The following is a 20,967-nucleotide window of genomic DNA, read 5'->3' on the forward strand; positions in this document are numbered from 1 at the left end:
TCATCCCCGCCTCCACCACCAAGGCCATCGCCCTGCGCGCCTCCGGCGGCACCTCGATGATCAGCCCCATGGAAGAGTGGGAAGGCGAGCTCGACGGCAAGAAGATCAAGTTTGGCCGCCCCGGCTTCGAGCCCCTTTCCAATGAGAGCACCGCTCTCAACATTGAGGAAGCCATCCGCCTCAATGCCTCCGTGCTCGCTGTGCAGGTCTTCATCGGCAGCGCGTATGAGCGCCAGTCCCTCAAGAACCTCACCGACCTGGTGGATGCCGCCAGCCGCTACGGCATCGCCGTCATGGGCGTGACCGCCGTGGGTCGTGCCATGGCCCGCACGCCGCAGTACTTCCGCCTGGCCACCCGCATCATGGCGGAGCTGGGAGCCAACATCGTGAAGTGCTACTACACCGAGAAGGAGTTCGACACCGTGACGAGCTGCTGCCCGGTGCCGATCGTGATCGCCGGTGGCAAGAAGCTGCCAGAGCTCGACGCGCTGAAGATGTGCGCCAACGCCATCAAGCAGGGCGCGAGCGGCGTGGACATGGGGCGCAACATCTTCCAGAGCGACGCCCCCGTCTCCATGATGCAGGCCGTGCACGGCGTGGTGCACGGCGGTCTGAACGCCAACAAGGCCTTCGAACTCTACAACGACCTCAAGAAAAAGGAGCTGCGCAAGAAGTAAGCTTCAGCAGACCCAGCACATTCACAGGGGGGGGATCATCTTGATCCCCCTTCTTCCACGCACTGCTCCAACCACTCCAGCCTTTCCTTCCGACCATGTCACTCAACGCCAATCAAGCCCGCCTCATGATGCTGCAGGTGGCCGACGCCATCATCGCCGCCGAACCCATGCTCTCCCAGGCCGACCGCGACCTCGGCGATGGCGACCACGGCCTCGGCATGAAGCGCGGCATGGAGGCGGTGAAAGCCCAGCTTGAGCCCATGGACCCCGCCAGCGTGGAGCAGGTTTTCGTCACCACCGGCACCGCCATGATGACCAGCATGGGCGGAGCTTCCGGTGCCATCTTCGGCACCGTCTATCGCGCCGGTGGCAAGGCCCTCGCAGGCCGTCCGGCCTTCGACGCCGAAGGCCTCTCCCTCTTGCTCTCCGCCGCCCTCGAAGGCGTGATGAAACGCGGTGGCGCCAAGCCCGGCGACAAGACTATGATCGATGCCCTGGCCCCCGCCGCTGAGAAAGCGCGCGAGTCCACCGCTCTCCCTCTCACCGAAGCCCTGACCGCTGTCGCCGCCGCTGCCGAAGGCGGCAAGGAAGCCAGCAAGAACATGATCGCCCAGTTTGGCCGCGCCAAGACGCTGGGTGAGGCGTGCCTCGGATTCCCGGATGCAGGTGCCTGCTCCGTCGTGGTCATGCTGAACACGATGCGGGATTTTGTAGTGGGTTGACTTGTAATTTACCGAGTTAGAATTTGTTCTGGCAAGGTGGACTCATACTCTTTCAGTTTCGCTTTGAGATACTTGTGATGTTCGATAAAACGAGGGTCAGAAATTGGGTAAACATCACCATAACAATCCTCATAAATAAATCGTAGAAATGACAAAAGCAGTTCGCGAGACACATACTTTGGAAGTGCTGTTCGCAGCGGAACACACATCAAGGTAAAGGAATATTCCTTGGCTTCTGGCGAAAGAGAAATTCGTGGACACCGATAAGGAAAATCAAAAATAACGGCTTTCATTCCAAGCGCTTTTGCACTCTGTCGAAATTTAACAGGCCGCGCTCGTCTCTCGGTAATTTCATTTTGCGGAAGTGCACCTTCCACACCTTGCATGTCAAAGAATAGAAAATCACAGTGATGTTCAGCATCTAGCAGCACCTTCTTAAGGTAAGATAGCATTAAATCGGCAGCTTTTCGACGAGCTTCACGAACTTCTTTATTGATTCCAAAATAGCTCACAATAGCCTTCCTGCGGTGGCGATAAAAATGACACATCAGAAAACCCACAACGTCGTTGTGATGCGAAGCAGTTAAGACGATATTTTCTACATCCAGATGACGGTCGTTAGGATTTGGGTTGGTAAACTCTAGTAACTCCTCGCAGCTATAATTAGTTCCATCATCTGTAAAAAGCGTTGTGTAAAGGTCGATCAATCCTGCCACCTCCTTATCGTTAGCACTTTTTATCCGACTAACTTTCACGCGATCTCTAATCAAGTTTTCCCACACGAAAGCGGCAGTGATTGTGCCTACCACCGCAAGTAGAGATTCAACGATCATGATACACTCAGGTTGAGGGGATTTATTTTTTCACATGAAACTCTGAACGAATTGCGGTCGCGCAGATTAGTAATAAGCACATGGCAGAATCAGGCATCGATTCATATTCTGCAAAAAACAAGTAAAATATTTTGAATATAATTTGGGTATAATCTTAGGTAATATGATTTAATAACATGCAATCTTGCTTGCATCCCACAAAAACCTGTCCGGTTTCTTCCGCTGGTGTGAGATAATGCCACACGCATGAACACTCACGAAACCCAGGCCGCGCAGGTTTTCCTGGCCCATCACGACTTTGTGAGAGGGGTGGCGCTGAAGTATGCACCGTGGCCGGGGCTGATGGAGGACATCGCGCAGCAGGTGTTTTTGGAGTTCATGGCCAAGGAGTCCCAGTGGGATCTGAGCACGGATGCCCGCCCGCTGCTGGCCACGATGACGCGGCACATCGCGCTGCGGCAGTGGCGGGAGCGCACCCGGCAGCAGCCCGAGGTGGTGCAAAAACTGGCTGACCACATCCGCCTGCTGGCGGAGGAGCGCGAGGCCCCGCCGCGCTATGAGGAAGAGATCAGCGTGCTGCGCGCCTGCCTGCAAAAGCTGCCGGAAAAAAGCCGCGAGCTGGTGGAACTCTACTACTACAACGACATCGGCACGCCGCAGATCGCCGATCAGATCAACATGAAAGCGGACACCGTCTGCCGCGCGCTTTCCCGCGTGCGTGAAAAACTGCGCGAATGCATCGAGCGCACCACTGCCAGCCAGGGAGGGCAAGCGCATGCCTGACACCGACACCCTCGTCCAACGCTATCTTGAAGGCACCCTCACCAGCGGCGAGGCCGAGGAACTGCATGCGCTGCTGCAAGCGCACCCGGAACTGGGAGAGCGCCTGCTGCAGCACTTTGAAATGGACGCCATGCTGCGCGCCACCAAACCGCTGGTGGTGGAGAGCATGAGCACCCGTCCTGCACTGCTGCCCCGCCGTCGCTTCACCTTTGCCACCGTGACCAGCGTGGCGGCCATGGCGGCCTGCATCGCCCTGCTGGGTGCGTGGTTGATCCATCAAACGCTGAGTCCGCAGCCCGAGAACGAGGAGGAAACCACCGCCTCCGTGGCCGTGCTGACTCGCGGGGTCAATCTGGAGTGGGAATCCGCCGCCATCGCACCCGGCACGCCGTTGTCCCCGGGCTGGTTGAAGCTCAAGTCCGGCATCGCCCAGATCGAGTTTTATCAAGGGGCCCGCGTCCTGATCGAAGGCCCTGCCGAGCTGCAGCTCGTCTCCTCCGGCGAAGCCACCTGCACCCGTGGCAAGCTCAGCGCCCAGGTGCCGCCGCAGGCCAAGGGCTTCCGCATCAACACGCCCAAGGGCACCATCGTCGATCTCGGCACCGAGTTTGGCCTGGATGTGGGCGCGCAGACGGCCGAGGTGCATGTGTTCAAAGGCGAGGTGGAACTGCATCGGCCCAGCGCGACCATGAAGTCGCTGAAGGAGGGCCAGGCCATGGCCATCGCAGGTGCGACGGCCGTGCTCCCGGCCAATGCTTCCGGATTTGCCTCGCTGAATGAGATCGACGCCCGCAGCGCCATGTCCCAGCGATTCCAGTTTGAGAAGTGGCTGGCCTCCAGCTCTAAGCTGAACGCCGATGCCAGCCTGCGCCTGCGCTTTGATTTTCAGGAGGATGAAGGCTCGCGCTCCCTGCGCAACCACGCTGCGAACGGCGCGCAGATTGCCGATGGCAGCATCGTCGGCGCTTCCTGGACCACCGGCCGCTGGCCGGGCAAGCGTGCCCTGGAATTCCGCAACGTGAGCGACCGCGTGCGGCTGAACATTCCCGGCGAGACCAAGGCGCTGACCCTGGCCGTCTGGGTGCGCGTGAACGGCCTGGACCGCACCTTCAACTCCCTCTTCATGTCCGAAGGCTGGGGCGACCGCAAAACCCACTGGCAGATCATGCGCGACGGCAGGGTGCGCCTCGGCATCGCCGGTGGCGGTGGCGCGGCGCATGTGGACCACGATACACCGGTGCTCTTCACCCCCGAGCGCTTTGGCCGCTGGACGCACCTCGCCGTGGTGTATGATCCCGCCACCAAGGAGGTGCGTCACTATGTGAATGGCGAGCTGCTGACCCGCTCTGGGCTCAAGGACACCACACCGCTCAAGATCGGAATCGCCGAACTCGGCAACTGGAACGACCGCCGCAGCTCCGGCGGCGTGGCCATCCGCCTCCTCAGCGGCGCGATGGACGAGTTTGCATTCTGGGACCGCGCGCTGAGTGACGAGGAGATCGCGGGCTTGGCCAGGTAGAGGGTTATTGACAATGCTGGTGTAAAACATAGTTTTACCCATGGTCAAAACCATCAGCAAGATCGGCAACTCTCAGGGGCTCATCTTCGACACGGCCCTCCTCCAGCTGGCCCGGCTGAAGGTTGGGGATGAGGTGAATGTGGAGGTGCACGCCGGTGGCACCATCACCATCACTCCCATGAACCCTCAGGTCATCGAGGCCGAGAAAGCCGCCGAGAGCATCAAACGGCTGATCCAGAAAAACAGCGAGCTTTTCCGCCGCCTCTCATGAGCCCCGCCATTCTGCATCCGACGCTGGAAACGGCTCTCGCGATCCATGCCGAAATCCTTGCGGCGCAGGGTGGCAGTCCCGGCCTGCAGTCCAGAGCGCTGCTGGAATCTGCCCTGGCGGCTCCCCTGGCCTTGCAGTCGGGGCCGTCGTCGAACCAGGACCCTGTCGAAATCGCAGCAGCCTATCTGTTCTATCTTGGGCGCAACGACGCCTTTGTGGAGGGTGGCCAGCGGTTTGCCCTGGCCGTCTGCCTGGTGTTTTTGAGCGAGAACGGCTTTCTCAAAACCGAAGAGCTCGATGCGAACGCCTGGGAAAACCTCACCCGCGAAGCTGCCTCTGGCATCCTGAGGCGAGAGGAGGTGACTCAAAAAATGCGGGAACTGCTGGCCTGGGCAACGGGATAAGGGCTGCTTTTTAGTGCAGATCTGGAAGCGGGACGCACTGTCATTACGAGGCAAAGCAGCCCTGCACTCATACTTGACGAACGCAGCAGCACTGGATAAAAACGGCACGTCATGACATCCAAATTCTTATCTCTTCTCTCCCTCGCTGCTCTCACCTTCAGCCTCAGCCAGTGTGTGGCTCCTGCTGGCAGTGATGGCAGCCGTTCTGCTCCCTCGGGATCTTCATCCGGCGATGGCACCATCAAGCCTGGAATGACCAAGGCGCAGGTCATCGCTGCCTGGGGGGAGCCCGATGAAAAGAAAACTAGCGCCAGCGGCGAACTCTGGCGCTGGGCTCAGCAGGGGTGGAAGCGCCACGTGCCGGTGTATGGCACCTGGGCGAAGGTGGAGGAGCATGTGGTGCGTTTCGGAGCGGATGGCAAGGTCGTCGGTGCCGGTACGGAAGACTACGGCAATGCCTTCCAGGAAGGCTGGCGCCGCAGCTATGGCCCCAACTGAGATACCTCTTTCATGAGAGTGACACCCGAAACATTCGTGTGTCGTAATGCCAGCATTTGAGCCGCCAGGATTGTTTGATCCTGGCGGCTCTGCGCGTCTGGCAGGAACTCCTGCTGATCATCCCCCCCTTCCCCGCCCCGGACCGGGCCATTCCGTGGAATGCCAATTTTTTATTGTCCGGTTTCTCCGCCCTGTGCGGTACTAGCTCTCCCGCCCGTTTTTTTTCCCCAACCCATGAAGCAGCTCCTACTCACCCTCGCACTCCTCGGCTCGGCCCTGTCCGCGCACGCGCAGGAATATCTCGAAGTCGCGGCAAATCCGGTCGGCGCCGGCAAAGGCAAAAAGATCGTCCTGGTGGCCGGTGACGAGGAGTACCACACCGAGGAGAGCATGCCCATGCTGGCCAAAATCCTGGCCAAGACGCACGGCTTCAACTGCATCGTGCTTTTCTCCACGGATGAAAAGGGCGGCTACATCGACCCCAACAACCAGAAGAACATCCGCGGCACCGAGGTGCTGGACGACGCGGATCTGCTCATCATCGGCACGCGTTTCCGCCAGCTTCCGGACGCGAGTCTGGAGCACTTCGCCAAATTCCTGAATGCCGGCAAGCCGGTGATCGGCTTCCGCACGGCCACGCATGCCTTTACCGGCAGTGCCAAGACCGGTGACTTCAAGTGGAGCGAGTTTGGCCTGAAGATCCTCGGCGAGAAATGGGTGAGCCACCATGGGCAGCACAAAAAGGAGGGCACCCGCAGCGTGGTGGTGGAGGCCAACGGCAAGAATGAAATCCTGAGCGGCGTGGGCGAAATCTTCTGCACCACCGATGTGTATGGCGCACCGGATGTGAAGCCAGAGAGCGACACCATCCTGCTGCGTGGCGCGGTGACGGAGTCGCTGGACCCCAAGTCCAAGGCGGTCGCAGGCCCGAAGAACGACCCCATGCAGCCCATCGCCTGGCTGCACGACTACACCTCCCCGGACGGCAAGGCCAAGGGCCGCTCCTTCTGCACCACGATGGGTGCCTCGCTGGACTACACGGACGAAAATCTGCGCCGTCTCATCGTGAATGCGGTGCACTCTCTGCTGAAGCTGCCGGTGCCCGCCAAGGCGGACGTCGCTTTCATCGACCCCTTCAAACCCACCGCCTACGGCTTCATCAAGGACTCCTCTTACTTCAAGCAGCGCAACCTCAAGCCCGGCGACTTTGCCACGGGCAGCAGCCCCACGATGGGCACGCCCGATGACAAAAAGAACGCTGCCAAGAAGCCGGAGGAAGTGAAGGCCCCGCATCAGCCCACCACTGAACCTGCCGCCGCCACCTCCGCCCGCCCCCAGGCCGTGGCACCCCCGAGCAAGGGTGAGCACATCGTGCTCATCGGCAACGGCCTCGCCGAGCGCGACACGTGGTACAGCCAGATCGAGACCGAGCTCCAGCTCCGCTACCCGGACCGCGAACTGTTCTTCCGCAACATGGGCCATGTGGGAGACACCCCCGGCTTCCGACCGCATCCCTCGCGCGCCTCTCAGTGGGCCTTCCCTGGCGCGGAGAAGTTTCACCCGGACAAGACCATCCACAACGGCCAGGGCTTTTTCTCCACGCCGGACCAGTGGCTCACGCATCTGAAGGCGGACACCATCGTGGCCTTCTTTGGCTACAATGAGTCCTTCGACGGCCCCTCCAAGGTGGGCAACTTTGAGGCTGAGCTGGACGCCTGGGTGGTGCACACCCTGAGCAAGGCCTACAATGGCAAAGCCGCGCCGCGCGTGGTGCTGGTGAGCCCCATCGCCTACGAAAACCAGAGCGCCAAGCGTGATCTGCCGAAGGGCGACACGGAAAACGCCAACCTGCTGCTCTATGCGGGGGCCATCGAGAAAGTGGCCAAGAAACACGGCCTGACCTACATCGACCTCTTCACCCCCACGAAGGAGATCGAGGCCAAGGGCGGCGAGTTTTTCACCACCGGCGGCTTCATCCCCACCGAGAAAGGTTATGCAGAAATCGGCAAGCTGCTGGCCACCGGCCTCTACGGCCACGCCAGTTACGAATCCAAGGCCGACCCCAGGCTGGTACGTGAGGCGGTGAAGGAGAAGGACTGGTTCTGGAACACGGACTACAACATCCTCAACGGCGTGCACGCGCATGGCCGCCGCTACAACCCCTACGGCCCGCAGAACTACCCCGATGAAGTGCAGAAGAGCCGCGAAATGACCGCGCTGCGCGACAACCTGATCCACGCTGTGGCCACCGGCAAAACCAGCGAGCTGAAGGTGGACGACAGCAAGACCCACACGCTGCCACCTGTGCCTACCAACTACGTGCCGAGCGTGAAGAACGGCAGCGAGAAGTACCTCTATGGCGAAGAAGCCCTGAAGTCCCTCACGGTGCCGGAAGGCTACAAGGTGGAGCTGTTTGCCTCCGAAAAGGAGTTCCCCAATCTGGCGAACCCGATGCAGATGTCCTTCGACAACAAGGGCCGTCTCTGGGTGGCCACCATGCCCACCTACCCGCACTACCGCCCCGGCGATGCCATGCCGGACGACAAGATCCTCATCTATGAGGACACCAATGGTGACGGCAAGGCCGACAAGGAAACCGTCTTTGCCGACAAGCTGCACCTGCCCATCGGTTTTGAGTTCACCACAGAAGGCGTGTATGTGACCCAGGAGCCGAACCTCGTGCTGCTGCGCGACACCAACGGCGACGACAAGGCCGACAGCATGGAGATCGTGCTCGGCGGCTTTGACACGCACGACACGCATCACGCCATCAGCGCCTTCACGGCGGACCCCAGCGGTGCCTTCATGCTGTGCGAGGGTGTCTTCCTCCACTCCAATGTCGAGACGCCCTACGGGCCGGTGCGCTGCGTGGACGGCGGCTTCTTCCGCTACAGCCCGCAGCGCGGCCTGCTGGAGCGCACCATCCAGATGAGCATCCCCAATCCCTGGGGCTTCGTGTTTGACCAGTGGGGCCAGGACTTCCTGCTGCACACCTCCGGCACCACCATGAACTGGGCCCTGCCCGTGGAGGTGAAGCCCACCTTTGGCAGCAAGACCCCTTCCACCGCCGACCTCGTGCCGGACGGCCACAAAGTGCGCCCCACCAGCGGCCTTGAGATCGTCTCCTCCCGCAACTTCCCCGACGAAGTGCAGGGCGACCTCATCTATTGCAACGCCATCGGCTTCCTCGGCATCAAGCAGGTCAAGATTGAAGACAACGGCGCCGGCTGGAAAACCGCTCACCGCCAGGACCTCCTCGTCAGCACGGATGGCAACTTCCGCCCCGTCGATCTCGAATTCGCACCCGATGGCTCCCTCTACGTCATCGACTGGCACAACGTCCTCATCGGCCACATGCAGCACAACGCCCGCGATCCCCTGCGCGATCACGTCCACGGCCGCATCTATCGCATCACCTACCCCGGCCGCCCTCTTGTGAAGCCCGTGCCTGTCGCCGGTGCTCCGCTCGCCACCCTGTTCGAAGACCTCAAGGAACCCGAACTCCGCACCCGCTACCGCGCCCGCCGCGAACTGCGCGCTCGCGATCCCAAGGAAGTCCTCCCCGCCATCAAGACCTGGGCCGCAGACCAGAAGGACACCCACGCCAAGCTCGAAGCCCTCTGGGTCACCTGGGGCCTGAACGAAGCCGATGAAGGCCTCCTGCGCGAAATGCTCGCCTCCTCCGACTTCCACGCCCGTGCCGCCGCCGTCCGCGTGCTGCGCTACAACACCCACCGCATCGCCGATCACGTCGCCCTGCTCGAAAAAGCTGCCGCCGATGAACATGGCCGCGTGCGCCTCGAAGCCGTCGTCGCCGCCTCGTGGCTGCCAAACATTCCCGCCGCCAAGAACATCGTCGCCATCGCCGCCAAGCTGCCGCAGGACGACTGGAACAAGGCCGCCATCAAAACCGCCGCCGACCGCCTCGCTGGCGTGGCGGAAACCGTGAAGCCCGAGCACCCCGCGGTGCCCGCCCCTGCCTACCTGAGCGACGCCGCCAAAAAGCAGTTCAAGCTGGGCCAGGAGATCTACAACCGCGAAGGCCACTGCGTCACCTGCCATCAGCCGAACGGCGCCGGTCTTGATCCCGCCTTCCCCAGCATCGTGAACAGCCCCTGGGTCACCACGGACCGTGACCGCCTCATCAAGATCGTCATGTACGGCCTGATGGGTCCCATCAAGGTCGGCGGCAAGGAATACAACGGCCAGGTGCCCATGACTCCCTTCGGCGGCATGCTCAAGGACGAGGAAATCGCCAGCGTCCTCACCTTCGTGCGCAACCACTTCGGCAACAAAGCCGACCCAGTCACAGCAGCCGAAGTCAAAGCCATCCGCGACGCCAACCCCGGCCGCATGATGCTCTTCACGACGGACGAGCTTTTGAAGCTGCACCCGATGAAGTAGACGCGCAAACAGACGATTCTTGCTGCAACGCCGGGTGCCTAACAGCCCCGGCGTTGTTGTTTTGCCGAATCCGACACATCCTTTGCCGGTAGTTTTGGATAAACGGGTGCGTTTATCCACGCGCCCAACCATGAACCGTCTCCTTTTTCTATCCCTCCTGTTCACCTCCTTCGCCTCCGCGCAGGACGGCTTTAAACCGCTTTTCAACGGCAAGGACCTCACCGGCTGGGACGGCAATCCCGAGCTGTGGAGCGTGGAGGACGGCTGCATCACGGGCAAGACCACCGGGCCGGAGCAGCTGGCGTACAACCAGTTCCTCATCTGGCGCGGCGGGAAGGTGAAGAACTTTGAGCTGCATGCGAAGATCAAGGAAAGCGGCAACAACACGGGCATCCAGTACCGCAGTAAGGAGCTGCCGGAGAACGGCAAGTGGTCCATCGGTGGTTATCAGTGTGACATTCACCCGGCTCATCCGAACAACGCGATGGTGTATGAGGAACGCGGACGCGGCATCATCGTGCAGAACGGCCAGGGCGTGGTGATCGACCCCGAGGGCAAGCGCTGGCTGGCCTCCGAGCACGAGCCGGTGAAGGTGGACATCGCCGAATGGCACGAATACACCATCATCGCTCAGGGCAATCATTTGATCCACAAGATCGACGGCAAGGTGACGATCGACCTGCTGGACTTTGAGGAATCCAAGCGTGCGCTGGAAGGCTTGGTCGCTTTTCAGATCCATCGCGGGCCTGCGATGAAGGTGCAGATCAAGGATGTGATGCTCAAGGAACTGCCGGATGGCGGCGTGATCTCGTTTGAGAAGTCGGCCATCCCCAGCGATGCGCAGATCATCGAGGCCAAGGCACCCGCGAAGGGCAAAGGCAAGGCAGCTGCACCGGCCAAGGGTGATGGCAAAGGCAAGAACGCTGCCGCCAAGGGGAAGCCGAAGCGCGCAGAGGCGGTGGGGCCAGCCATCGGTGCGAATGTGGCCACACCGGTGACGAACATCAAGACGCTGCCTGATTTCAAAGTGGAGCTGCTCTACTCCGTGCCTGGTGGCGAGCAGGGATCCTGGGTGAACCTTTGCACGGATGACAAAGGCCGCATCTACGCCAGTGACCAGTATGGCTGCCTCTACCGCTTCAGCCCGCCTGCTGCAGGCCAGCCTTTGAAGGCTGCGGATGTGCAGAAGGTGGCGGCAGAGATCCGTGGCGTGAACGGCATGCTCTTCGCCTTTGGTGCCCTCTACATCGGCGTGAACGATTACGAAAAGAAGATCCCCAGCGGCGTGTACCGCATCACTGACAGCAACAATGACGACATGCCCGACAAACTGGAGATGCTGCGCGAATTTGACGCCGGCAGCGACCACGGTGTGCACGCCATCTTGAAGACGCCGGACGGCAAGGGGCTCTATCTCATCAGCGGCAACAATGCCGTGCTCAAGGAAGGACCGAAGGCGGGCACGCTGGACACCTCTCCTGTGGCAAAGTTTTGGGGCGATGACCATCTGCTGCCCCGCATGCCGGACGGCCGTGGCCACAACCGCCATGTGATGGCTCCTGGCGGCATCGTTTACCGCTTCTCACCGGATGGAAAGCAGTTCGAGATCTTTGCATCAGGCTTCCGCAACATCTACGACGGCGGTGTGAACCGCGAGGGCGAGCTCTTCGTGTACGACGCAGACATGGAGTATGACTTCAACACCTCCTGGTACCGCCCCACACGCATCAACCACGTGGTCAGCGGCGGCGAGTACGGCTGGCGCAACGGTGCTGGCAAGTATCCCGAGTTTTACTATGACAACCTGCCCGCCACGCTGAACATCGGTCCGGGCTCGCCCACCGGCTGCAGCTTTGGCTACGGCGCGAAGTTCCCTGCCAAATACCAGGACGCCTTTTATGCGCTCGACTGGAGCTGGGGTAAAATTTACGCCGTGCATCTCACGCCCAGCGGTTCCACTTACACCGCCACGAAGGAAGAGTTTGTCACCGGCGGTCCGCTTCCGGTGAGTGATGCGATCATCGGTCCAGACGGCGCGATGTATTTTACGATCGGCGGCCGTCGTGTGCAGAGCGGGCTGTATCGTGTGACATACACGGGCAAGGAGTCGACCGCACCCGCGATACACGAACCGCAGATCACGGCAGGTGCCAACCTGCGCCATCAGTTGGAGGCATTTCACGGCAAGGCAGACGCGAAGGCTGTGGCCTTTGCCTGGCCACACCTCAGTGACAAGGACCGCTACATCCGCGCCGCCGCCCGCACGGTGCTGGAGCACAATCCGCTTTCTGAATGGGAAGCCAAGGCGCTGAATGAAAAGAATGCCACTGCACAACTTGAAGCCCTGCTGGCGCTCGCTCGTGTCACGGGCGTGTGCCCCACGCACCGCGCTCCGGACCATGTGGTGAACACGGCGATGCGTGACAAGATCTTGGCTGCGCTGCTGAAGCGTGACTTTACCAAGCTGAACAATGAGCAGCGCATGGCCTACGTGCGCCTCACTGAGATCGTGCTGCATCGCTTTGGCAATCCGGACGATGCCATCGTGGCTGCGATCATCGCCAAGCTCGATCCTGCGTATCCGGCGGACAATTTTGAGCTCAACTGGCTGCTCACAGAAACACTGGGCTATTTGCAGGATCCAAAGGCTGCGGCGAAGGGCATGGCCCTCATTGCTGCAGCAGAGAGCCAGGAGCCACAGATGGAATATGCACGCAGCCTGCGCTTTCTGAAGACCGGCTGGACCAAGGAGCTGCGCACGCAGCAGCTGGAGTGGTTCCTGAAAGCGGCGAACTACAAAGGCGGTGCCAGCTTTGACAAATTCATCGAGTTCATCCGCAACGACAGCCTCACCACCTTTACGCCCGAGGAAAACGCGCAGCTGGCCGAGCTGATCGCGAAGAAGCCCGAGCGCAAATCCGCCATCGAAAACGTCGGTGCCATGTTCGTGGGCCGCACGCCCACGATGTGGACGCTGGATGAACTCAGCGCCGCCGCCAAGACCGGCATGAAAGGCCGCAGCTTTGACAACGGCCGCAAGATGTTCACCGCCGCCGCCTGCTACACCTGCCACCGCTTTGGCAATGCCGGCGGCATGACCGGTCCTGATCTCACTGGCGCTGGCGGCCGCTACAGCCCGCACGACCTGCTCGACAACATCATCAACCCCAGCAAGGTCATCAACGAGCAGTTCGCCCCCATCATCGTCACCAAGAACGACGGCAGCGTGATGAGCGGTGTGGTGGTGAACCTGAGCGGCGATGGGGTGACTCTCAACACCGACCTCACTGACCCCAACCAGCGCGTGAACGTGGACCGCAAGGAAGTGAAGAGCATCGAGCTCAGCACCGTCTCCCCCATGCCACCCATGCTGCTCGCCATGCTCAAGAAGGACGAGATCCTCGACCTCGTGGCCTACGTGCTGAGCGGCGGGGACAAGGGCAATGCGATGTTTGGGAAGTAAGCTGAGCCAATATCCTTTCCTCGACGGCTTTTGAGAGCTCCCTGCTTTTGCTGGGAGATCAACCTCTGTGCTTCGTTATCAACGCCCCATGAAACTCCATTCCACGATTCTTCACGCCTTCCGTGGCTTGATCCTGGCCGCAGCTTTGCCTTCCATGGTTTCCGCTGCGGAAAAGCCCAACATCCTCGTCATCGTCGCGGATGATCTTGGTTATGCTGACATTGGCGTGCACGGAGGAAAGGTGGTGCCGACGCCGAACATTGATGCGCTGGCGGCCAGCGGGGTGCGCTGCACGAACGGCTATGTGACAGCGCCGTATTGCAGCCCTTCGCGAGCCGGGTTCCTCACGGGGAAATCGCAGACGCGGTTTGGGCATGAGTTTAATCCGCATGTGGGAGACGAGGCAAAGCTGGGGCTGCCACTGGACCAGCGCACGATCGCCAATGTGCTGCATGATGAGGGCTACGCCACAGCACTCATTGGCAAATGGCATCAGGGTTTTGATGCGGCACATCATCCGCAGTCGCGCGGCTTTGATGAGTTTTTCGGCTTCCTCGTGGGCGGACACAATTTCCTGCTGCACAAGGATGCGGACCCGGAGTTTGGCTCCGCGCATTCGCACAACATGATCTACCGTGGCCGCGAGCTGCAGCACCTGGACGGCTACACGACGGATCTCTTCACCGACGAAGCGCTCGGTTTCATGAAGCGCCATGCGCCCAAGCCGTGGTTTCTCTACCTGGCCTACAACGCCGTGCACACGCCGCTGGAGATCGCGGACAGGGTCAAGGATCGGATTCCTGCAGATGTTACGGACCCTAACCGGCGTGGTTATCTTTCGCTGCTAGTGGCGCTGGATGATGACATTGGCCGCATCACCGCCGAGTTGAAGGCGAAGCATCCGAACACGCTGGTGTTTTTCTTCAGCGACAACGGCGGCTCAGGCAGAAAGCCCTTCTTGGCCTACAACACGGGTGTCAACACACCGTTGCGGGGTGACAAGGGCCAGACGCTTGAAGGCGGCATCCGAGTGCCGTTCTTTGTGAGCTGGGCCGGCAAGCTGCCCGCAGGCAAGACCTATGACCAGCCCGTGAGCACCATGGACATCCTGCCCACGGCCTGCGCTGTGACCGGAGCCAAACAACCTGACGGAGTCGAAGGTGTGAACCTGCTGTCGTATCTCAAAGGCGAAGTCACCACCGCACCACACGACACCCTCGCCTGGCGTTTCGGTCCGCAGAAAGCAATTCGCCAGGGAAACTGGAAACTCGTGGATGTGCGCGACATGGAGGCCAAAACCGAGTCCGGCTGGCAGCTCTATGATTTGAGCACTGACATTGGCGAAGAGCACAACCTTGCCACCTCCAAGCCCGAGCTTGTGGCCAAACTTTCCAAGACCTGGGAGGAGTGGAACGCCAAAAACATCGCGCCGCAGTGGCACGGCTCCCCGCACGAAGACCCCACCGCGCCTCAGAAGCCTGCGGCAAAGGCTGGCAAGGCGAAAAAGAAGTGAGCGGAACGGCCTTTGCACAGGCCGCAGGCATCATCCTACAAAGAGCAAAGGTTGCACTGAAAGCAGCCCGCGTTCAGCGTTTGATAGAACTCCTCCTATGCCCGTCTTTTCCGATCCCTTTAGCGAAGCCCGCAGCACCGCCGGCGTGATGAAGTGCCCCTTCCATGGCGAAGACATCACCATGATCCTGCGCCACGAGGATGTGCGCAAGGCGGCCAAGGACTGGCAGACCTTCAGCTCGGACGCGCCTTTCCGCGTGCCGATTCCCTCAGAGGAGGAAGTGCGCACCATGCGCCAGCTCCCCATCGAAACCAATCCGCCGGAGCACACCGACTACCGCGCCATCGTGGAGCCTTTTTTCCAGCGCGCCAAAGACCCGGCGATGATCGCGCAGGTGGAGGCGCTGATGGAGGGCATGCTCACGCAGGCGCTGGGCCGCGACTCCATCGAGATCGTCAACGAATTCGCACTGCCCATTCAGTCACGCGCGCTGACGCATCTGCTCAACGTGCCCGCCTCGGAAGGTGAAACCTGGATCGGCTGGGGCATTCATGTGTTCAAGGTCACGGGCGGCGAGTTTAAAAAGGGCAACGTGCTGGAGGATTACCTGCACGCGCAGTTTGACCGTGCAGAGGCGAATCCAGGAGAAGACTTTTTCAGTGCCCTCACACAGGCGGAGTATCGCGGGCGCAAACTCACCCGTGAGGAGATGATGGGCTTTGCCAATCTGGCCTTTGCCGGCGGGCGTGACACGATCATTCACACCATCTCCTGTGCGCTGGGTTATCTGGCGGAGCATCCGGAGGCGCTGGAGTTTCTGCGCGAAGATCCGAAGCGCATCACGTTGGCGAGCGAGGAGTTTTTCAGAGTCTTCATGCCGCTCACGCACATCGGCCGTGTGTGTCCGGCGGACACTGATGTGAATGGTGTCACGGTGAAAGCCGGCGAGCGCATTTCGCTCGCATGGGCCTCTGCCAACTTTGATGCCAATGCCTTCCCGCAGCCCGAGGAGGTGCGCCTGGACCGCAAACCCAACCCGCACCTCAGCTTTGGCTTCGGCACGCATCTCTGTCTGGGCGCACCGCATGCGCGGCTTATCCTTCGCACGCTGCTGAGACTGTGCTGCGAACGCGTGAAGCGCATCACCATTCTCAAAGCCGAAGAGCGTGTGGAGCATGAGGCCAAGTTTGACCGCACGCTTGGCTATGATTCGCTGGTGGTGAAGCTGGAAGCCTTGGGTTCGCCATGCTGATCGTGGCTTTTGGCTGAAGCCGCACTTGTCAGTGTTCCAGGCCCAGCAGCTTCAGGCTGTCGCGGTGGATCATGGCTTCGATCTGGTTCACGTCCAGACGCGGGAGCTTGGTGCCTTCGAGCATGTCGTTGAGCTTGCGGATGCCGTCGATGGAGGCGTTCACGGTGGTGAAGGGGAAGTCGGTGCCGAAGAGGAGCTTGTGCCAGACGCCGTACTCCTGGGCGAGCATGAGCGAATTGTAGAGCTGCCAGGGGCGGTAATGGAGTGCGCTGACGTCGGCGAAGACATTGGCGTGCTTGCGGATGGTGACGAGGCATTCGCCCTCATAGGGATGGCCGAGATGCGCGAGGATGATCTTCAGCTCAGGATGTTTCAAAGCCACGGGCTCGATGAGGCGCGGGAGGGTGAAGGCCAGCGGGGCCTGGGCGATGAAGGTAGTGCCGGTGTGGAGGAGCACGGGCAGGGCGTGCTTTTCGGCGTACTGCCACAATGGGTCCAGCTGAGGATCGTCCGGGCTGAAGCCGGCATACATGGGCATGAGCTTGATGCCGCGCAGGCCGAGCTCCTCATGGCCGAAGCGCATCTCGCGCTCCCAGTTTTCCTGAGTGGGATCGAGGGCCAGAAAGCCGATGAGACGTGCAGGATCGCGCGCGACGTAGTCTGCCACGGTCTTGTCATCGACCCAGAGGCCGCTGAGCTTTGCTTTGCCGCCGAAGACGATGGTGCGGGTGTTCTCCGGGGCGCTGGCGCGATAGGCCTCGTACGTGGCGCTGATGTCCACCTTCACGCCGGGACGTGCGCGGCCAGCCTGCTGGATGAAGTCTTCTGAGAAGTCGGAGGGGAAATTCCAGGCGTGGGAGTGGACGTCGATGATCATGGGCGGGAGAGTCGTCGGCATAAGTACGCCGTGAAGGGGCAGGAACTGGCATGCGGCGACTGCTGCGGCGGTCATGGCGCGTCCGCCGGCGCCAGAAGAAGTTGAGGAGAACAGAGACGTTTGGCCTGGCCGCTCCGGCACAGGCATGCGAAGGGGGCTGGTGACAAAAATACCGATAGAAAGCACGCGGAGGGAAAAAGGCGGCGCTGTGGGGAGCGTTTTCTGTCCGCGCCCATGAACGGACCTCCCACCTTTCCCACACCTCCTGCGGCTCGACATCAAAGCCTCCGTATAGGCATGTGCAGTCATGCCTTCACCAGCGCCAGCATAGCCATTTTCAGATGAACACAGTCCTGCCCACACTCGTCCTGCTGGCGGCCGCCCTCTGCCAGCTCCCGTTTCCGCTGCGCGCCGCGCCGCCTGAGTCCACAGCGCAGTCGACATTGCGCGCCGTGGATCTCCGCATCGGTGAAGCCGCTGAGGTGAAACTCGCGGACGGCAGCGTGGCCAAAGTGAAGCTGCTGGACCTGCAGGAGAAGACAGACACAATGGCCAAGGCTGTGCGCGAGGCCCGCGTGAAGGTGGTGGTGAATGGAGTGGAGGCTTGGATCATGAGCGCGAACTACCATCTGCCCAAGCCTGTGGGCGGTGTGCAGATCGACTGCCCGATCACGCGCGGCTACAATGCCAACAGCGGCGAGGATTCCTGGGGGCTGGAGAAAGACGCACGTCTGCGCCTCTGGCCCGCAGGCGCGTCGTGGATCGAGCCCGGGACGTTTGTGTATCCGCTCAAGCAGCGCTGGTTTGCCACCAGCACGCAGTTTGCCAATGAGCCCACCTATGTGGACGGCGGCGACAAGCCGGACCGGAAGAAGATTTATTATCACAACGACCTCGACTTCGGTGGCTGCGAAGGGCTTGTGGAAGTCGTGGCCGCCACAGATGGACTCGTGGTCAGTGCTCGGGACAAGACGCTCGACGGCTACTCCCTCACGCCCGTGCGTCCGCGTTACGATGTGGTCTATGTGCTCGATGCCAGAGGCTGGTATTACCGTTACAGCCACTTCCACAGCATCGATGACGCCATCCAGCCCGGCACGCGGGTGAAGATGGGGCAGCGCATGGGCCTGCTGGGCAAGGAAGGCGCCAGCGGCGGGTGGTCGCACCTGCACTTCGGCATCAAAAGCCGCCAGCCCTCGGGCAAATGGGGGACGCAGGAGGCCTACGCCTTTGCGTGGGAGAGCTACGTGCGCGAGCAGAAGCCGCAGGTGATTGCCGTGGCGCGGCCGCATCATTTCATCCGTGTAGGCGAGAGCATCACGCTGGATGCGTCCAAGTCCTGGGCCGCCTCAGGCAAGATCGCCAGCTATGAGTGGACGCTGGCGGATGGCACGAAGAAGAACGCGGCCACTTTTGAGCGCACCTACACGCAACCTGGCAGCACCAGCGAGATCCTCAAAATTACCGACGATGCCGGGAATACGAGCTACGACTTTGCCATCGTGCAGGTGATCGGAAACGACCTCGTGAACATCCCGCCCGCGATCCATCCGAGCTTTTCCCCCACGATGAACCTCAAGCCCGGCCAGGAGATCACCTTCAAGGTCCGCACCTTCCGCGATGCTGGCGGAGAGACCTGGGACTTTGGCGACGGATCCCCACCTGTGAATGTGAAGTCCGACGGCAACGCCAAAGCCCTGGCCAAAGACGGCTACGCGACCACCACCCACACCTTTTCCATGCCCGGTGACTACATCGTGAGCGTGCAACACGCCAACGCACGCGGGGAGAAGGCGCTGGGGCATCTGTGGGTGAGGATCGGGAAGTAAGCGGCGCATGCCAGCGCTTCACATCGATCATGCTGCTGCTGCGATCATGCGATCAAACTGGCGATCCACCTCGCGTTTGGTTTCGTCGTCGAGTTTGAAGCCGACGGGGCCGCGCACGAGGGTGTTTTTGAAGATGCCCTGGCGGACGAGGAGGTGCTTTTCGACGGCGAGGAAGCCATCGAGGCTGGTCTGCATGGAGATGAGGGCGGAGAGGGGGCCGTGGATGCGGTCGGCTTTTTCGGTGTCGCCGGATGTGAGCGCATTCCACAGCGGGACGAGGCCGCGGATGAGGTCCGCGCCTGGCATGGTGCCGACGACGCCGCGCTTGAAGGAGTCCACCAGCGCGATGCCGCCGGTGCCTTCGAAGACGCGGGCGCGACCTTGGGTGGCATCGCGGAGTTCGGAGAGCTTGGGGCCGATGGGGGAGGCTTCGGGTTTGTACTGCACGCGCTCGGGGCCGAACTCAGCGAGCAGCCGCGCCTGCATGGCGATGGGCATGGGCTTGCCGACGTAGCCGCTGGCGTCCTGCACGATGACCGGAATCTGGATGGCGTGGATGATGCGGGTGTAATAGGCCAGCAGCTCGCTCTCGCCGATGCCGATGGAGACGGGCGGGATGGCCATGACGGCATCTGCTCCGACGCTCTCGGCGTGCTTTGCATAGCGTTCGGCGGTCTTGGAGGATTCCGCGCCCACGCTGATGATGACGGCGCCGCGTGCTTTGCCAAATTTGCATGCGGCAGCGGCAAGTGCTTCGCGCTCCTCGCTGTCGAGCCGCAGGGTTTCGGAGACCATGGCCATGACGATGCCGTGGGAGCCGCAGTCGTAGAGCCAGGAAATTTCGCGCTCGAGTGTTTCGAGGTCGAGCGTTTCATCGGCATGCCATGGGGTCTGGAAGACGGGAAGGACGCCGTGGAGTGGGGGGGGGGGAGGCATGGGCTGGGGAGGGGGAGGGGAACTTCTGATTTCATCAATCGTCAATCGTGCGTGCCCTTGGTGTCTTGGAGACGGAGGATTGACGATTGAAGAGCCATCGATTCTTGATTTTTGAAGTATGAGCCGGAGGGTTGAATTTAAACGCGAATGCTTTGAGGAATGACCGCAAATTGACGCGAATCAGAAAGAGGGCTGAAGTTTCACCATAGCAGCTTGCCGCCATCGAGGATGAGGACGCTGCCGGTCATGAAGCTGCTGGCTTCGCTGGCAAGGTAGAGGGCCAGCGGTCCGATCTCATCGGGGCGGCCCCAGCGGCCCATGGGGATGCTGGTGGCGACTTCGCCTTCGAACTCGGGGCGCTCGCCGATCCAGCGTTTGTTGGCATCGGTCATGAAGGGGCCGGGGGCGATGGCGTTAACGGTGATGCCGTGCGCGGCCCAGTCGGCGGCCACAGCTTTGGTGAACATGATGAGTGCACCCTTGGAGGTCTCGTAGCTGCGGCCGCGCATGGCCTTGCCGGGCCAGAGGGCATTGATGGAGGCGATGTTGATGATGCGGCCCCATTTGCGCGGGATCATCGCTCCGCCGATGCGCTTGGTGAGGATGAAGGCCTGAGTGAGATTGAGGTCGAGGATGCGCTGCCAGTCTTCGAGGGGGAGATCTTCGGTGGGGGTGTTGATGCGGCGGCCGCCGACGTTGTTGATGAGGATGTCGATGGGGGCGTGATCGCGCAGCACCGTGTCGCAGAGGCGCTCGGCTTCCTCGGGCTTGGAGAGATCGGCCTGGATGGAGGTGACGTGGACATTGGCACTGTGCAGTTCTTCGCAGGCTTTTAGCAGGTGCTCTTCGTTGGAGCCGGAGATGATGACCTGGGCACCGGCCTCCCCCAGCGCACGCGCCATTTCCAGACCAAGGCCGCGAGAGCCGCCGGTGATGAGGGCACGGCGGCCGGTGAGTTTGAAGCGATCAAAAACAGGCATGGGAAG

16 protein-coding genes are annotated in these 20,967 nt (G+C 61.1%); 12 read left to right on the forward strand and 4 right to left on the reverse strand.

Going from position 1 to position 20,967, the window contains the following annotated elements; translation table 11 throughout:
- On the forward strand, positions 1-677 hold a 677-nt coding region (locus ACFQDI_RS24210; RefSeq protein ID WP_377171898.1), incomplete at its 5' end, for a beta/alpha barrel domain-containing protein.
- Between the two features lie 95 nt (positions 678-772).
- Positions 773-1,399: a dihydroxyacetone kinase subunit DhaL gene (gene dhaL, locus ACFQDI_RS24215; protein WP_377171900.1), complete on the forward strand. Its 627-nt coding sequence runs from the start codon at positions 773-775 to the stop codon at positions 1,397-1,399.
- A gap of 8 nt (positions 1,400-1,407) precedes the next feature.
- Here dhaL and ACFQDI_RS24220 read toward each other — a convergent pair whose 3' ends face one another.
- Entirely contained in the window at positions 1,408-2,232 is an 825-nt protein-coding gene (locus ACFQDI_RS24220; RefSeq protein WP_377171902.1) for a hypothetical protein, read from the reverse strand.
- Between the two features lie 246 nt (positions 2,233-2,478).
- On the opposite strand from ACFQDI_RS24220, the gene ACFQDI_RS24225 reads away from it, so the two are divergent.
- The 9 genes from ACFQDI_RS24225 (at position 2,479) to ACFQDI_RS24265 (ending at position 16,339) form a co-directional block, all read left to right on the forward strand.
- Entirely contained in the window at positions 2,479-3,015 is a 537-nt protein-coding gene (locus ACFQDI_RS24225) for an RNA polymerase sigma factor (protein ID WP_377171904.1), read from the forward strand.
- Entirely contained in the window at positions 3,008-4,534 is a 1,527-nt protein-coding gene (locus tag ACFQDI_RS24230; protein WP_377171906.1) for a LamG-like jellyroll fold domain-containing protein, read from the forward strand. Before ACFQDI_RS24225 ends, ACFQDI_RS24230 begins: the two co-directional genes overlap by 8 nt.
- 40 nt (positions 4,535-4,574) lie before the next feature.
- On the forward strand, positions 4,575-4,805 hold the full coding sequence (locus ACFQDI_RS24235; protein ID WP_377171908.1) for an AbrB/MazE/SpoVT family DNA-binding domain-containing protein: 231 nt from the start codon (positions 4,575-4,577) through the stop codon (positions 4,803-4,805).
- Positions 4,802-5,209, forward strand: coding sequence for a type II toxin-antitoxin system death-on-curing family toxin (locus ACFQDI_RS24240; protein ID WP_377171910.1), 408 nt, complete (start codon positions 4,802-4,804; stop codon positions 5,207-5,209). The genes ACFQDI_RS24235 and ACFQDI_RS24240 overlap by 4 nt, the downstream gene beginning before the upstream one ends.
- A gap of 111 nt (positions 5,210-5,320) precedes the next feature.
- Positions 5,321-5,707 (forward strand): hypothetical protein, encoded by a 387-nt coding sequence (locus tag ACFQDI_RS24245; protein ID WP_377171912.1) that lies wholly within the window; start codon positions 5,321-5,323, stop codon positions 5,705-5,707.
- Between the two features lie 234 nt (positions 5,708-5,941).
- Positions 5,942-10,111, forward strand: coding sequence for a PVC-type heme-binding CxxCH protein (locus ACFQDI_RS24250; protein ID WP_377171914.1), 4,170 nt, complete (start codon positions 5,942-5,944; stop codon positions 10,109-10,111).
- A gap of 130 nt (positions 10,112-10,241) precedes the next feature.
- On the forward strand, positions 10,242-13,574 hold the full coding sequence (locus ACFQDI_RS24255; protein ID WP_377171916.1) for a 3-keto-alpha-glucoside-1,2-lyase-like domain-containing protein: 3,333 nt from the start codon (positions 10,242-10,244) through the stop codon (positions 13,572-13,574).
- Positions 13,575-13,662: 88 nt separating this feature from the next.
- A complete protein-coding gene (locus ACFQDI_RS24260) occupies positions 13,663-15,087 on the forward strand; it encodes a sulfatase family protein (RefSeq protein ID WP_377171918.1) in 1,425 nt (474 codons plus the stop codon).
- Between the two features lie 97 nt (positions 15,088-15,184).
- Entirely contained in the window at positions 15,185-16,339 is a 1,155-nt protein-coding gene (locus ACFQDI_RS24265; RefSeq protein ID WP_377171920.1) for a cytochrome P450, read from the forward strand.
- A gap of 28 nt (positions 16,340-16,367) precedes the next feature.
- On the opposite strand, the gene ACFQDI_RS24270 is transcribed toward ACFQDI_RS24265, so the two are convergent.
- Positions 16,368-17,216, reverse strand: coding sequence for an amidohydrolase family protein (locus tag ACFQDI_RS24270; protein WP_377171922.1), 849 nt, complete (start codon positions 17,214-17,216; stop codon positions 16,368-16,370).
- A 341-nt stretch (positions 17,217-17,557) separates the two neighbouring features.
- Here ACFQDI_RS24270 and ACFQDI_RS24275 point away from each other — a divergent pair, with 341 nt between their 5' ends.
- The gene (locus ACFQDI_RS24275) at positions 17,558-19,045 is read left to right on the forward strand and encodes a PKD domain-containing protein (protein ID WP_377171924.1); all 1,488 of its coding nucleotides are present in this window, start codon (positions 17,558-17,560) and stop codon (positions 19,043-19,045) included.
- A gap of 27 nt (positions 19,046-19,072) precedes the next feature.
- On the opposite strand, the gene ACFQDI_RS24280 is transcribed toward ACFQDI_RS24275, so the two are convergent.
- Entirely contained in the window at positions 19,073-19,981 is a 909-nt protein-coding gene (locus ACFQDI_RS24280) for a dihydrodipicolinate synthase family protein (protein WP_377171926.1), read from the reverse strand.
- A 200-nt stretch (positions 19,982-20,181) separates the two neighbouring features.
- The gene (locus ACFQDI_RS24285) at positions 20,182-20,961 is read right to left on the reverse strand and encodes an SDR family NAD(P)-dependent oxidoreductase (RefSeq protein ID WP_377171928.1); all 780 of its coding nucleotides are present in this window, start codon (positions 20,959-20,961) and stop codon (positions 20,182-20,184) included.
- Positions 20,962-20,967 lie beyond the last annotated feature (6 nt).

Source organism: Prosthecobacter fluviatilis (genome assembly GCF_042655725.1).
Classification (GTDB): Bacteria; Verrucomicrobiota; Verrucomicrobiia; order Verrucomicrobiales; family Verrucomicrobiaceae; genus Prosthecobacter; species Prosthecobacter fluviatilis.

Coding starts and splice junctions, on each gene's coding strand:
- ACFQDI_RS24255 (WP_377171916.1), top strand. CDS start 10,242: ATGAACCGTCTCCTTTTTCTATCCCTCCTGTTCACCTCCTTCGCCTCC.
- ACFQDI_RS24220 (WP_377171902.1), bottom strand. CDS start 2,232: ATGATCGTTGAATCTCTACTTGCGGTGGTAGGCACAATCACTGCCGCT.
- ACFQDI_RS24225 (WP_377171904.1), top strand. CDS start 2,479: ATGAACACTCACGAAACCCAGGCCGCGCAGGTTTTCCTGGCCCATCAC.
- ACFQDI_RS24245 (WP_377171912.1), top strand. CDS start 5,321: ATGACATCCAAATTCTTATCTCTTCTCTCCCTCGCTGCTCTCACCTTC.
- ACFQDI_RS24260 (WP_377171918.1), top strand. CDS start 13,663: ATGAAACTCCATTCCACGATTCTTCACGCCTTCCGTGGCTTGATCCTG.
- ACFQDI_RS24280 (WP_377171926.1), bottom strand. CDS start 19,981: ATGCCTCCCCCCCCCCCACTCCACGGCGTCCTTCCCGTCTTCCAGACC.
- ACFQDI_RS24250 (WP_377171914.1), top strand. CDS start 5,942: ATGAAGCAGCTCCTACTCACCCTCGCACTCCTCGGCTCGGCCCTGTCC.
- ACFQDI_RS24265 (WP_377171920.1), top strand. CDS start 15,185: ATGCCCGTCTTTTCCGATCCCTTTAGCGAAGCCCGCAGCACCGCCGGC.
- ACFQDI_RS24270 (WP_377171922.1), bottom strand. CDS start 17,216: ATGATCATCGACGTCCACTCCCACGCCTGGAATTTCCCCTCCGACTTC.
- ACFQDI_RS24240 (WP_377171910.1), top strand. CDS start 4,802: ATGAGCCCCGCCATTCTGCATCCGACGCTGGAAACGGCTCTCGCGATC.
- dhaL (WP_377171900.1), top strand. CDS start 773: ATGTCACTCAACGCCAATCAAGCCCGCCTCATGATGCTGCAGGTGGCC.
- ACFQDI_RS24235 (WP_377171908.1), top strand. CDS start 4,575: ATGGTCAAAACCATCAGCAAGATCGGCAACTCTCAGGGGCTCATCTTC.
- ACFQDI_RS24275 (WP_377171924.1), top strand. CDS start 17,558: ATGAACACAGTCCTGCCCACACTCGTCCTGCTGGCGGCCGCCCTCTGC.
- ACFQDI_RS24285 (WP_377171928.1), bottom strand. CDS start 20,961: ATGCCTGTTTTTGATCGCTTCAAACTCACCGGCCGCCGTGCCCTCATC.
- ACFQDI_RS24230 (WP_377171906.1), top strand. CDS start 3,008: ATGCCTGACACCGACACCCTCGTCCAACGCTATCTTGAAGGCACCCTC.